Consider the following 12,802-nt stretch of genomic DNA (forward strand, 5'->3'; position numbering starts at 1 on the left):
TAGCAGCGAACCAGATCAAGAGACCAGCACCCGTCCGACCCCGGCGAACGCGATCGGCGAGGAGCGGATCCTGGACGCGGCGTACGAGCTGCTGCTCGCGATCGGGATGCGCCGGATGACGATGGCCGACATCGCCCGGCACGCCGAGGTCTCCCGCGCGACCCTGTACCGGCGCTGGCCGAACGTCCAGGCCGTGGTCGCCGCGCTGATGACCCGGGAGTGGACGATCGCGCTGGTGTCCGCGTTCCAGCCGGACGCCGCCGACGGCCGCGCGCGCCTGGTCGAGGGCGTCGTCGAGGTGGTCGCGAAGACCCGCGTGCACCCGCTGATGCGCAAGATCATCGAGCTCGACCCGGAGTTCCTCACGCCGTACCTGCTGGAGCGCCGCGGCAGCAGCACGGTCGCGCACCTGGCCCTGGTCGAGGAGGGCCTCCGCCAAGGACAGGCCGACGGTTCGATCCGCGCCGGCGACCCGGTCTGGCTGGCCCGGCAGATCATCCTCGTCTCGCTGGCGTCGGCCGTCTCCGGTCCGGTGATGGCCGAGAAGGACGAGTACACGAAGCTGGACGAGGAGCTCCGCGTGATGCTGACGAGGTACCTGATGCCATGAGCACCTTCGGCAACGCGAGCCTGAACGCGGCCCGCCGTACCCGTGAGCTCGAGACGCTCACCGCGGTCGACGTGCTCGTGATCGGTGGTGGTGTGACCGGTGCCGGCGTGGCGCTGGATGCGGCCGCGCGTGGGTTGAGCGTTGCTCTGGTGGAGAAGCACGACCTGGCGTTCGGCACCAGTCGGTGGAGTTCGAAGCTCGTGCACGGCGGGCTGCGGTACCTCGCGTCCGGGCACGTCGGGATCGCGTACGAGAGTGCCGTCGAGCGCGGGATCCTGATGAAGACGACCGCCCCGCACCTCGTGCACCCGGTCCCGCAGATCGCGCCGTGGTTGCCGCAGGCAAAGTTCGCGCAGGCGGCCCTGCTGCGCTCGGCGTTCCTCGGCGGTGACGTACTGCGGACGTTCGCGCGGACCAGCGACGACTACCTCCCGCACTCGCGCCGGGTGTCGTCGGCCGAGCTCCTGCGCTACGCCCCGACGCTCCGTCCGGAAGGGATGCGCGGCGGGTTCCTCACCTGGGACGGACAGTTGTACGACGACGCCCGCCTGGTGGTCGCGATCGCCCGGACCGCGGCGCAGTACGGCGCCCGCATCCTGACCCACGTGGCCGCGACCGAGGTCACCGGGCACGGCGCGGTCCTGGTCGACCAACTGACCGGCGGCAGGCTCTCGGTGGACGCGCGGATCGTGATCAACGCGACCGGTATCTGGGCCGATCAAGTTGCCTCCGGCATCAAGCTCCGTCCGAGCCGCGGCACGCACCTGGTGCTGCCGCAGTCCGTGTTCGGCGGCCTGTCCGCGGTCCTCACCGTGCCGGTCCCTGGCGAGCTGCGCCGGGTGGTGATGGCGATCCCGGCGCCGGACGACCGGGTGTACGTCGGGCTCACCGACGAGGACGCGCCCGGCCCGGTGAGCGACGTACCGCAGGCGACCGACGCGGAGATCGACTTCCTGCTGGACACGATCAGTGCGGCCGTCCAGGAGCCGGTGACCCGCGCGGACCTGATCGGCACGTACGCCGGCCTGCGCCCGCTGCTCGACACCGGCCGGCACAGCGGTACGGCGGACATCTCCCGCCGGCATGCGGTGATCACCAGCGACGACGGCGTGGTCACGATCGTCGGCGGCAAGCTCACGACGTACCGCCGGATGGCCGAGGACGTCCTCGACACCGCGCTCGACCAGTCGGACGTCGACGTACTGCGGCGTTGTGAGACGCACCGGATCCCGCTGGTAGGTGCGGCCGATCGCGTCCACCTTGCCGCGGTCCGGGCTCCGGCGCGGTTCGTCCAGCGCTACGGCGTGGAGGCGCCGCAGGTGATCGACGGGCCGCCCGAGTTGCGGCAGCCGATCGCGCCGGGGCTGCGGACGACGTACGCCGAGCTGCGGTTCGCGATCCGGCACGAGGGAGCGCTGACCGAGGACGACGTACTCGACCGGCGGACCCGGATCGGGCTGTCGGCGGCGGACCGTGAGCTGGCGCTGCCCGCGGTGCGGGAGGCGTTCGCCGCGGTCTGAAACGGGCGTGGGTTAACTTGGCTGCGGGGAGGTGGAAGGGTGACGCAGCCTTATCCAGGGCCGGGTCCGTACCAGCCGGGTCCGGGGCAGTTCCAGCCTGGGCCGTATCAGCCGGTGCCGTACCAGCCGGTGCTGCCGCAGTTCCGGCCGTTGCGGACGGTCGCGATCGCCAGCATGGTGCTGATGGGGCTGACCGTGGTCGCCGCGGTGGTCCAGTGCGTGCTGCTCTGGCGGTCGTACGACCAGGTCAAGCGGCTGGTGTACGGACTGCTCTCGGACGCGGAGATCGAGCGCGGCGCCCGGTCGATCGCCGGCACCGGGCCGTTCCTGGACCTGATCGGCTACCTGCTGATCGGGACGGCGATCGCGTTCCTGCTCTGGCTGTGGCGTGCTCGCGACAACGCCGACTTCCTGAATTCACCGTTCGCACCGCAGCCGATGGTGCCGGAGCACTACCTGCACCGCCGCGCGCCCGGGTGGGTGATCGGCTCGTGGTTCTGTCCGATCGTTCAGTTCTGGTACCCGTTCCAGATCGTCGACGACGTCGTCCGGGCCAGCAAGCCGCCCGCGCAACCGGACGGCCGGATCCGTACCCTGCTGTACGGCTGGTGGGCGACCTGGACCGGCTTCTGGGTGATCGTGGTCGGCGGCGGATCGGTCGCGGTGGTGGAGTTCATCGTCTGGATCGTGCGTCTCGTCCAGGCAACCGACAACGGCACCGGCGGGTATGTCGACATCTACGACCTGCAGGACTTCATGGTGCACGTCGCGCTGGCCGTGGACATCGGGTTCACGGTCGCCACGGCGCTGCTGATCGTGGCGGGTGTCGCGATGGCCCTGCTGATGCGCCAGATCGGCGACTGGCAGCAGGAGCGGATGGAGCTGACGCCGGCCCAGGGTCCTGTGCAGCCGCCGCTCACCCCGCAGTACGCGCCCCGGCCGCAGCACCCCGGCCCGGGCTTCCCGACCTACGGACGCTGAAGCAGCACCACGCTCGCGTCGTCGTACTGCTTCCACCGGTCCGTCGAGGTGGCGTCGTACTCCCGCACCCGGTCGATCAGCTCCCGCGGGCCTGCAGTCGTGAGTACGTCGATCAGCTCGTCCCACGTGTGCCCATAGCACTCGGTGAAGCGGGACGCGCCGTCGGAGAGGATCGCGATCACGTCCACGTCGGCCCGGTCGGTCCGACCGGTGATCGCCTCGTACGCCGCCTGGGGATCGGTACTCGCGGCCCAGAAACCGCCCGGCCGGTTGCGTAACCGGCGGACCGCCTCGAGGGTCCGTTCCGGGAGCTGCTCGACCCGGTCGTCGCTGTGGACGGTGATCTCGCCGTCGGCGGACCGCATCACGACAGGCGAGTCGGCCAGGACCAGGTGCTCGACGTGGTCCGGGTGCAGGCGGACGATCGACACCGTCGAGGACGGACTGTCCGGATTGCTGACGTCGCAGGTGTCCGCGTGGGCCGCCCGGACCGCGGCGATCGCCTCGGCGAGCTGGTCGGGCAGCGGCGCGGCCGACTGCGCGAGCAGCGCCGGCGCCAACTGGATCGCGAGCTGCTTCACCAGCCACGGGACGTCGTGCTGGCAGCCCGAGTCGACCCCCTGTGGGGCGGTGGCGCCATCGAGGACGAGCGCGAAGTCGGGTCCGGTCAGGACGAGATCTTCGTTGACGGCAGGTGGTCGCCGATCCGGCGCGGCCTCACTGAGCGAGCGAATCTGCACGGAGCTAGTCTGACTGAGCCCAACTGTCCGCGAGGGACTGCTCGACTGTGATCTTGGGCGACCAGCCGAGCTGCTCGCCGATCAGCGTGCTGTCGGCCTGCTGCCACGGCGCACCGAGCAGGGTCTCCTGACCGGCCTCGTCGAGGATCGTCGCCGCCAGGCCGCTGAGTTCGAAGAGCTGCCCGGCGACGTCCCGCGCGAGGGTCGCTCGGCCGGTGCCGACGTTCAGCAGCGGGGGCAGGTGCCCGTCCGCGAGCGCGACCGCGAGCACCGCCTCGGCCACGTCCCGCACGTCCACGAAGTCGCGCCAGACGTCCAGCGCGCCGACCTCGATCAGCTGCCGCGTCCGCAGGTCCCGGATCACCCGGCCGGTGAGCGTACTGTCCGGCGCCCCCGGCCCGATGACGTCGAAGATCCGCAGTACGACGGCATCGGCGCCGGCCCGTTGCGCCCGGAGTACGAGCTCGGAGCCGGCCAGCTTGGTGATCCCGTACGGACCGAGCGGGTGCGGCGCGCTGTCCTCGGACATGCTCGTGCCGTGGGCGGCCCCGCCGTACTCCGCCGCGGAGCCGAGCTGGACGAACCGCGCGTGGCCGGCGTTGTCGCGCGCCGACGCGAGCAGCGCCTCGACGGCGATCACGTTCGCCCGGACCAGCTCGGCCGGCGCACCGAACGTGGCGCCGACCGCGTTGATGATCACGGTCGGCTTGTACATCCCGATCTGGGTGTCCAGCGCGTACGGGTGCATCTCGGTCAGGTCACAGCGCCGGTACGGCTCGCTCCGGGTCCGGCTCAGCCCGCGGTACTCGATCCCCCGATCGGCGAGCAGCGCGCAGATCCTGGCGCCGAGAAAACCTCCCGCGCCGAACACCATCACCCGCTCAGTTCCGGTCACCTCTCCATCGTGCGGCCCGTATTTGTCGGTCCGCCTACCGTTCTCCTGCCTTAGCGTCACAACTCTGTCCGTACGACGTGGCAGTGTTCAGGTATGGCTGATCGTGTGGACGGGCGTCCGGCGGTACCGACCGAGTCGACGATCCGGGACTGGGACGACGCGGATCCGTCCGGCCAGACGTACCGGCGGGTGCTGTTCATCGACTCGGACCTGACCGAGGTGGAGAACCGCGGCGGGGTGTTCGAGGAGTGCACGTTCCGCGGGGTCCGGTTCAACGCGTCGACACACACCGACGCCGCGTTCGTGAACTGCACCTTCGTCCGCTGCTCGCTGTTCGACACGACGTTCACCCGGTGCAAGTTCATCGGCAGCTTCTTCGACGACTGCGCGCACAGCCTGATGAAGGTGTCCGGCGGCGACTGGTCGTTCACCGGCCTGCCGGGGGCGGACCTGAAGGGCGCCGAGTTCACCGGGGCGAAGCTGCGCGAGGCCGACCTGACCGGTGTCCGGGCGCCGAAGGCGGTGCTCCGGGACCTCGACCTGTCCGGTGCGATGCTGCAGAAGGCCGACTTCAGCGGCGCCGACCTGCGCGGATCGGACCTGTCGACCCTCGATCCGCTGACCGTCACCCTCAAGGGCGCCCGGATCGACATCACGCAGGCGATGGTGGTCGCGGCCGCCCTGGGACTCGACGTACGGCCGTGACCTGTGGATATCCCCAGGTAGTCACGCGGCCATCCACGGTCCCATCCACAACCTGTGGATAACTATCCGGATAACTGTGTATTCGTTCTGTGATATCTCGCGGCCGCGTTACGACGCGTCGGCGCCACCAGCGTCCCGCGCCGATGCCGGGCCGGCGGTCTGGACCGTACGACGAGCAGCCCGGTGTGCTCGACGACGTACGGCGCGGTGACCAGGCGGCGTCCGCGGCTCGCCGTCAGCAACCCGTGGGCGACCGTCTGCACGGCCGCCGCGAGGCCGACGCCGCAGATGGAGCCGAGCGAGTTCGTCATCACGTCGTGCAACTGACAGGTACGGCCCAGCGACGGCACCAGCGACTGGATCGCCTCGATCGCCGCCGACAGCCCGATCCCGGCGGCGATCGCGTCCACGCGGCGGCCGCCGGCCAGCGTCAGCATGCCGGTGAACGGGACGAAGAGCAGGACGTTGAGCGGCGCCTGGATCGAGGTCAGACCACCGATCCCTTCGAGCCGGGCGCCGCACAGCCCGACCGGGCCGTAGCGCAACGGCGTCGGGCTGAGCGTCGCCGCGACCACCAGCGCGAACGCGGCCGGCAGGCAGAACGCGGCCAGCCGTTGAATCAGGTCGCCACGGCGGCGAAACGAGGAGAAGGCGATCGGCAGCGTCATGCCGGTCAGTACGAGCCAGGTGTCCAACAGGTGTGGGATACCGCGATAAGTCTCGAGCACGCGTCTGGTCCTCCGTCGTCGACCGGCTGACTCGAACCCTTCTCGACTTCCAGGAACGACCATCCGCCGAGCGCTCGCGCCGCCGCCAGGGCTGCCCGGACATCTGGACGCAGCCGCAACCAGCCCGTGACACTCCGTGACATGCCGTGCACAAACTGACACGGAAGGAAGGTGCTCAGGGCAACGATCATGTGCCAGCGGCGGACCGGTGGAGAGCGCCGGTCAACCGATCGGTGGAGCCGGGTAGGACCGCCCGGGCGATGTGCCGGACCGGGTCCGAACGGGACATTCGTAGTACCGAAAAGAACCCCGAAAGGACCCACCGAGATGACTACTCCCGCGAACGTCGGACACCCGCGCAGCGCCTCCGCGTTGCGGAGCGTGCAACTGCTGGTGACCGGCTACGTCGCGATCAGCGTGCTCACGCTGGTCGCCATCATCGCCCTCCGGAACCACAGCAGCGTCGTCAACGCCGCCGTCTGGGTCCGCGGCACGATCGTCGTCGGCAGCTCGCTGCTGACCTTCCTCTTCGCTCGCAGTGCGGCCAAGGGCTCCCACCGGGGGTACCTGCGGCTCCGGATCGTGTCGGCCGTGATGCTGGTCGCGATCGCCGTGATCATCGCACTGCCCGGCACCTTCCCACTGTGGATGAAGGGCGAGCAGGCGGTCTGCGGGCTGCTCCTGCTCGGCGTGACACTCGTGGTGAACAGCAAGCACCTCCGCTCGGTGTTCACTAAGTGACATGAGTGATCGGGTGTGGCCGATTCGGCTGACGGTGGTGCCGTATGTGTTCCTCGCGTGCCTCATCGCCGTCACCATCCTGATCAAGCGCGACCAGCCCAGGTCCCTCACCGTGGACCTGGTGCTGTGCGCGCTGGTCGCGTTGTGGACGCTCGTCATGTTCACGCTCCGCCCGGCCAAGCGGACCGATCAGCGCTGGATCGGCGTCTTCATCGCCGGGTACGTCCTGCTCCTGGCCGTGCTGGTGGTGCGGGACCCGTGGTTCGGCTTCCTCACCCCGGCCGGCTACTTCTACACGTTCATCCTGCTGCCGTGGCCGATCGAGCTGGTCGGGGTCGGCAGCGTCGCGGTCGTCGCCGGCTACGCCCAGGCGTACGCGATCCCGAAGTCGGACGTCTTCGGCCTGCTCGGCACGGCGGCCGTGATCGGCGTGAACGTGGTCGGGATGTGCCTCGCGTCCTGGCTCGGCCGGCGCGGCGAGGTGCTGAGCCAGCAGCGCAAGGACGCGGTCGACGCCCTGACCGAGACCAACCTCCGGCTCGAGGCCACGCTCGCGGAGAACGCCGTACTGCACGAGCAGCTGGTGACCCAGGCGCGGGAGGCCGGGGTGATCGACGAGCGGCAGCGGATGGCCCGGGAGATCCACGACACCCTCGCGCAGGGACTGACCGGGATCGTCGCCCAGCTCCAGGCGGCGGAGACCGCGGCCGACTGGCGGCGGTACGTGACCACCGCGATCGGGCTCGCCCGCGAGAGCCTGACCGAGGCCCGGCGCTCGGTGCACGCGCTGCGTCCGCAGCCGCTGCAGTCGGCGACGCTGGGCGAGGCGATCGAGGACGTCGTACGGCGGTGGTCCGCGCTGCACGGTGTCGACGTACAACTGACCACTACCGGCACGCAGCGGGTGATGACACCCGAGGCAGAGTCGACCCTGCTCCGCGCGACTCAGGAGGCGCTGGCGAACGTGGCGAAGTATGCACAGGCGACCCGGGTGGGTGTGACGCTGTCCTACATGGAGAAGAAGGTCGCGTTGGACGTACGGGACGACGGCGCCGGGTTCGATCCGGCGCGGCGGCGGCCGGCGTCGGAAGCCGGCGGGTTCGGGCTGGTCGCGATGCGGCAGCGGGTCGAGGCGCTGAACGGGACGCTGGAGATCGAGTCCGAGCCGGGCTTCGGTACGGCGATCTCGGCGACCGTGCCGTTGACCGGAGCCGGCGCGTGATCCGGCTGCTGATCGCCGACGACCACCCGATCGTCCGCGACGGGCTGAGCGGGATGTTCGCGGCCGAGCCCGAGTTCGAGGTGGTCGGTCAGGCGGGCGACGGCGCGGAGGCGATCCGGCTGGCCGAGGCGCTGCAGCCGGACGTGATCCTGATGGACCTGCAGATGCCCGGCATGAACGGCCTGGACGCGATCAGCGAGCTCGCCGAGCGCGGCGTACGGTCGCGGGTCCTGGTACTGACGACGTACGACACCGACGGGTACGTCGTACCCGCGATCGAGGCCGGTGCCACCGGGTACCTGCTCAAGGACGCGCCGCGGGACGAGCTGCTGCGTGCCGTGCGGTCCGCCGCCGAGGGCCGCTCGGTGCTCGCGCCGTCGGTGGCGAACACGCTGATGAACCACGTCCGCGCGCCGCGGGCGCCGGAGCTGCTGCTGAGCCCGCGCGAGCTCGAGGTCTTGCAGTTGGTTGCCGGTGGCAACACCAATCGTGAGGCCGCCCGGCACCTGTTCATCAGCGAGGCGACGGTGAAGACGCACCTGCTGAACATCTACGCCAAGCTCGACGTCTCCGACCGCGCGGCCGCCGTCGCCGAGGCGTACAACCGCGGCCTGCTCAAACCGAGCTGAGGCGGTACTCGCTGTCGCGGCGATCGGTGACGAACATGTACCCGGGCGCGTGCGTGATCGCGTACGGCGGGCGGGACGCCATCAACGCCGCCTGCGGGGTCACGCCACACGCCCAGAACACCGGTACGTCGCCGTCCGCCGCGTCGACCGGATCCCCGAAGTCCGGGCGCCCGAGGTCGGCGATCCCGAGCCCGGCCGGATCCCCGATGTGCACCGGAGCGCCGTGCACGGCCGGCATCGCGCCGGTGATCCGTACCGCGTCGTCGACCCGGTCGGCGGGGAGCTGCCGCATCGAGACCACCAACGGGCCGTGCAGCCGGCCGGCCGGTTCGCACTCGCGGTCGGTCCGGTACATCGCGACGTTCCGCCCCTGCTCGACGTGCCGCAGCGGGATGCCCTCGGACGCCAGCGCGGACTCGAACGTGAAGCTGCAGCCGAGCGAGAACGCGACCAGGTCGTCCCACCAGAACTCGGTCGCGTCCGGCACCTCGGCGGCCAGTTCGCCGTCGCGCCAGATCCGGTAGAGCGGGATGTCGGTGCGCAGGTCCGCGCCGGACGCCAGTCGCGTCGTCGGGTCTCCTGGATCGCTGACGTCGAGGACCGGGCACGCCTGCGGGTTGCGCGTGCAGAACAGCAACACGTCGTACGCCCAGTCGGCGGGGACGGCGATCAGGTTCGTCTGCGTGTATCCGCCGGCCCAGCCGGTGGTCGGCACGCTGCAGTCATCCCGGAACAAGGACCGCGCCTGCGCCGCGGTGAGCGTTGCGATCGTCATGAGACCCCCTTCTCGGGTGATCTCACTCACAATAGAGATTGTTCAACAATACGACAAGGGTTAGATGACGAGCTCGTGGATCCATTCGGCCGGAGCCTGGGTGTGCAGCCGCCAGTAGTGGTTCGCGATGTCGTCCGGATCCCAGGAACTGCCCGGCGCGACGCCACCGCTGACGGTGACGCTCGCCGCGTGAACACCCGCGGCGCCGTACTGCTGGTCGAGCAGCGTCACGAGCGTGCGAACCCCGGCCTTGCCGATGGACAGGCTGGCGTAGGCGGCCTTCGGGACCGGCATCCCACCGGTGATCAGGAACGATCCACTGCCGCGCTCGGCCATCGCCGGGAGGAGATGCGCGGCGGCGGTGATCGCGCCGACCACGTTCACCGCCCAGGCGTCCAGGTGCTGCCGCGCGGTCAGCTCGCCGATCCGGTCCGGCTGGATGAGCGCGGCGTTGTAGACGACCACCTCAGGCACGCCGTACGCGTCGACGACTCGATCGAGCGCCGCTCGCAGCGCGGTCTCGTCGGTCACGTCCGCGGTCACCGAAAGTACGTCGGCGCCTGCCAACCCGTCGGCTGCCGCCTTCACCGTCGCCTCCGAACGGGCGATCAGCCCCGCGCTCATCCCCTCGCGAACGAACCGCCGCGCCACCGCCAGCCCGATCCCGGGGCCGACACCGATCAGTGCAAGTCCAGCCACGGCCGGGAGCATAAACCTTGCCCTCGGGGTCAAGGTCAAGGGCGGTGCCGGGCTACCGCGTCCGCGGATCCGTGCTCGGCGGCGGCGTGCAGACCGTCGATCACGCCGTCGATGTCGGCGGACGGGCGGTTCTGGCTGAGCTTGAACTTGGCCTCGACCCGCTTGATCGCGATCTGCACGCCGACGATCGCCCGGAGCTGGCCGCTCACGTACTTCGCCGGCGCGTCGTCCACCGACCACGGCTCGGGCCGTCCCGCCTCGTGAAGCTCCGAGAGCCGCCGTACGACGTTCTCGACCCAGGCGGGGTCGTCGTGCACGGTCATCGTTCCGTAGACGTGGGCGGTGACGTAGTTCCACGTGGGGACGACGCGGCCGTGCTCGCGCTTCGACGCGTACCAGGCGGGGGAGATGTACGCGTCCGGGCCGCGCATGATCACCAGCGCGTCCCCGATCACCGGCTGCTGCCAGTGGTCGTTGTTCCGCGCCAGGTGGCCGAGCAGGACGTTCCGCTCACGGTCGTATACGAACGGCAGCATCGTCGCCCGCAGCCCGTCCGCCGTCATCGTGACGAGATCCGCCGCGCCGTGCTTCGCCATGAGCTCCTGCACGGCCGCATCATCCGGCGCGAAGTGCGCGGGAACGTACATCATCCACATCCTCGAGTCGTGGGTTTACGTCCCCAGTATTCGACCGTGCGGCGCGGCCCCGGCAGATCCATTCGACGGCCGTTTCACCAGTCCACGGCGGCGGCGATCCGCTCCGGGGACCAGACCACGGTCGGATCGACCTCGAGCTGCCCGCTGACCACCGCGGCGATCGCCAGGCCGGGCAACGACCAGTCGGCCGGGCGGCCGGTGCCGAACGGATCGGCGCGCAGGCGCTCGGTCGCGGTCTCCGGCGTCGACTGCGCGGTGATCACCAAGCCCCGCATGGTTGCGTTCGCCAGCGTCGCCACGGTCCCGAAGCCGACGTCGGATCCCGCCCGCAGCCGGTACCCGAGCAGGTCCGCGGTCCGCTGGTACACGGTCGCGATCCGTTCCACGAAGCCCTGCTCGGACGCGGCCAGCGCATGCTGGATCTCGTCCCGGAGCTCGCCGTCGGCGAGACTCTCGAAGGTCGCATGGAGCGCGAGGTACGTCCGCCACTCGGTCGACCGGTGAATCGCGTCGAAGTCGTGCCAGGCGCCGCGCCGGAGCAGCTCGCTCCACACCCACTGCCGGCCCTCGGCGGTCCGCAGCTCGCCGGCGTGACCGGTCACGATCTCCCGGACCAGCGCGGTCCCACCCTGCGCGCCGACCACCGCCGGCACCGCGGCCTTCGCCAAGGTGCGGAGCAGATCGCCGACGAACAGGTCCTTGTACGGCCAGCGCCGGTACGCCGCGCTCCGCGAGACGCCGGAATCCCGGATCACGTCCTCGAGGCTGATGTGCTCCAGGCTCACGGTCAGGCCGGATGAGTTCACCATCGCGACCGCCGAGTCGAGCATCCGCTGCGCGGTCTCCTCGTCGGAGATCCGCCGCCGGCGACGGGTCAGCCCGCTGTCAGCCTGCATACTGCGCGTCGCGCTTCCACAGGTAGCCGACCGCCGCGAGGCCGGCCAGACAGGGCAGCGCGCCGACGATCGTGACGAACAGCGGATGCGGCTGCGTGAAGTCGTACAGCAGGATCGCGGAGCCGACGACGAACACCGCGGTGGCCGCGGGTTTCGCCCAGGTCTTGCCACGGCTGCCGGCCCAGGCGAGCACGAGCCACGCCACCAGACCGATCGCGCTGATCGTGAACAGGTAAGTCAGGATGCTCGACTTCGCCATCTCGGCGTACTGCGTGCGGCCCGGATAGGCCGCGAGCAGCCCGTGGCCGAGCCGGTCCCCGGTCGCACCGTCGACGATCGGCGCCGCTGCTCCGAGCACCGTCAGGCCGGCTCCGACGTACATCGCCCTTGTTGCCTTGGTCGCTGAGTCACTCATGAATGGAAAAGTACCATACTTGGTACTTGGAACACCATGTCTCAAAGGTAGCGGCTACGGAGGCCGGCAGCCTGGTCGTAGTCGTGGCGCCAGTCGCCGGTCGGTGGCAGGATCACGCGTTCGGTGCCGGCCGCCTCGTAGGCGGCCAGTTGTTCGAGCGGGTCGTCGCCGGTGAGCTGCGGCGCGACCACCGTGGCCTTCAGTTGCTTGCCGTCGGCAAGGTCGTTGATCCGGTCCAGGTTCGCGCGGACCTCGTCCGGCGGCAGCGCGATCGTCGCCCAGCCGTCGGCGTACTTCGCCGCCCGCCGATGCGCCCGTACGCCGCTGCCGGCCACGAAGATCGGCGGCACCTGCGCGCTCGGCGAGATCTCCGCGCCGGCGATCAGGTCCCGCAGTACGGCGAGCGCCTCGTCCGTGAGCCGGCCACGGTCCGCGTACTCGACGCCCGCGGCCTCCCACCCGGCGGAACCGTGCGCCGGGTTGCCCGTCCCGACACCGAGCACGACGCGGTTGTTCGACACGTACTGCAGCGTGCTGATCTGCTTCGCCGCCCACGCGACCGGCCGCAGCGCCAGCAGCATCACGTTGTA

General features: G+C 70.3%; 16 protein-coding genes. 7 read left to right on the top strand and 9 right to left on the bottom strand.

The genetic code is table 11. The features are described from left to right. The 3 genes from VFF46_RS31645 to VFF46_RS31655 all read left to right on the top strand — a co-directional run. Window positions 1-610 (top strand): helix-turn-helix domain-containing protein (locus VFF46_RS31645; protein WP_325040905.1); only part of this gene is annotated, 610 nt, incomplete at its 5' end. Then, the gene (locus tag VFF46_RS31650) at window positions 607-2,130 is read left to right on the top strand and encodes a glycerol-3-phosphate dehydrogenase/oxidase (RefSeq protein ID WP_325040906.1); all 1,524 of its coding nucleotides are present in this window, start codon (window positions 607-609) and stop codon (window positions 2,128-2,130) included. The genes VFF46_RS31645 and VFF46_RS31650, both read left to right, overlap by 4 nt. 39 nt (window positions 2,131-2,169) lie before the next feature. Beyond that, window positions 2,170-3,111 (top strand): DUF4328 domain-containing protein, encoded by a 942-nt coding sequence (locus VFF46_RS31655; RefSeq protein ID WP_325040907.1) that lies wholly within the window; start codon window positions 2,170-2,172, stop codon window positions 3,109-3,111. Here the strand turns inward: VFF46_RS31655 and VFF46_RS31660 are convergent. Further along, window positions 3,099-3,851 carry a protein phosphatase 2C domain-containing protein gene (locus VFF46_RS31660; protein WP_325040908.1) on the bottom strand — a complete coding sequence of 251 codons (753 nt, stop codon included), beginning with the start codon at window positions 3,849-3,851 and terminating at the stop codon, window positions 3,099-3,101. The two genes, VFF46_RS31655 and VFF46_RS31660, sit on opposite strands and share 13 nt — an antisense overlap. Before the next feature lie 4 nt (window positions 3,852-3,855). Continuing rightward, a complete protein-coding gene (locus VFF46_RS31665; RefSeq protein ID WP_325040909.1) occupies window positions 3,856-4,746 on the bottom strand; it encodes an NAD-dependent epimerase/dehydratase family protein in 891 nt (296 codons plus the stop codon). A 93-nt stretch (window positions 4,747-4,839) separates the two neighbouring features. Here VFF46_RS31665 and VFF46_RS31670 point away from each other — a divergent pair, with 93 nt between their 5' ends. After that, entirely contained in the window at window positions 4,840-5,451 is a 612-nt protein-coding gene (locus VFF46_RS31670; protein ID WP_325040910.1) for a pentapeptide repeat-containing protein, read from the top strand. Between the two features lie 62 nt (window positions 5,452-5,513). Here VFF46_RS31670 and VFF46_RS31675 read toward each other — a convergent pair whose 3' ends face one another. Then, window positions 5,514-6,179 carry a VanZ family protein gene (locus tag VFF46_RS31675; RefSeq protein WP_325040911.1) on the bottom strand — a complete coding sequence of 222 codons (666 nt, stop codon included), beginning with the start codon at window positions 6,177-6,179 and terminating at the stop codon, window positions 5,514-5,516. Window positions 6,180-6,506: 327 nt separating this feature from the next. Here VFF46_RS31675 and VFF46_RS31680 point away from each other — a divergent pair, with 327 nt between their 5' ends. From VFF46_RS31680 to VFF46_RS31690, 3 genes are read left to right on the top strand one after another with little or no spacing between them, the layout of a single operon-like run. Continuing rightward, complete coding sequence (locus tag VFF46_RS31680; protein ID WP_325040912.1) at window positions 6,507-6,920, top strand: hypothetical protein; 414 nt, start codon at window positions 6,507-6,509, stop codon at window positions 6,918-6,920. Between the two features lies 1 nt (window position 6,921). Continuing rightward, window positions 6,922-8,142 carry a sensor histidine kinase gene (locus VFF46_RS31685; RefSeq protein WP_325040913.1) on the top strand — a complete coding sequence of 407 codons (1,221 nt, stop codon included), beginning with the start codon at window positions 6,922-6,924 and terminating at the stop codon, window positions 8,140-8,142. Then, window positions 8,139-8,771: a response regulator transcription factor gene (locus tag VFF46_RS31690; protein WP_325040914.1), complete on the top strand. Its 633-nt coding sequence runs from the start codon at window positions 8,139-8,141 to the stop codon at window positions 8,769-8,771. The genes VFF46_RS31685 and VFF46_RS31690 overlap by 4 nt, the downstream gene beginning before the upstream one ends. Here VFF46_RS31690 and VFF46_RS31695 read toward each other — a convergent pair. From VFF46_RS31695 to VFF46_RS31720, 6 genes are all read right to left on the bottom strand, one after another. Next, window positions 8,758-9,546 (bottom strand): putative hydro-lyase, encoded by a 789-nt coding sequence (locus VFF46_RS31695; protein WP_325040915.1) that lies wholly within the window; start codon window positions 9,544-9,546, stop codon window positions 8,758-8,760. The genes VFF46_RS31690 and VFF46_RS31695 overlap by 14 nt on opposite strands. Window positions 9,547-9,606: 60 nt before the next feature. After that, window positions 9,607-10,245: an SDR family NAD(P)-dependent oxidoreductase gene (locus VFF46_RS31700; protein ID WP_325040916.1), complete on the bottom strand. Its 639-nt coding sequence runs from the start codon at window positions 10,243-10,245 to the stop codon at window positions 9,607-9,609. Between the two features lie 35 nt (window positions 10,246-10,280). After that, window positions 10,281-10,895, bottom strand: a complete 615-nt coding sequence (locus tag VFF46_RS31705; RefSeq protein ID WP_325040917.1) for an FMN-binding negative transcriptional regulator — start codon at window positions 10,893-10,895, stop codon at window positions 10,281-10,283. Window positions 10,896-10,975: 80 nt separating this feature from the next. Next, complete coding sequence (locus VFF46_RS31710) at window positions 10,976-11,797, bottom strand: hypothetical protein (RefSeq protein WP_325040918.1); 822 nt, start codon at window positions 11,795-11,797, stop codon at window positions 10,976-10,978. After that, window positions 11,787-12,212, bottom strand: coding sequence for a hypothetical protein (locus tag VFF46_RS31715; protein ID WP_325040919.1), 426 nt, complete (start codon window positions 12,210-12,212; stop codon window positions 11,787-11,789). Before VFF46_RS31715 ends, VFF46_RS31710 begins: the two co-directional genes overlap by 11 nt. A gap of 41 nt (window positions 12,213-12,253) precedes the next feature. Next, window positions 12,254-12,802, bottom strand: a 549-nt coding sequence (locus VFF46_RS31720; RefSeq protein ID WP_325040920.1) for an LLM class flavin-dependent oxidoreductase, incomplete at its 5' end; no start/stop codon positions are given.

The sequence above is a fragment of the Kribbella sp. genome (genome assembly GCF_035655035.1).
Classification (GTDB): domain Bacteria; phylum Actinomycetota; class Actinomycetes; order Propionibacteriales; family Kribbellaceae; genus Kribbella.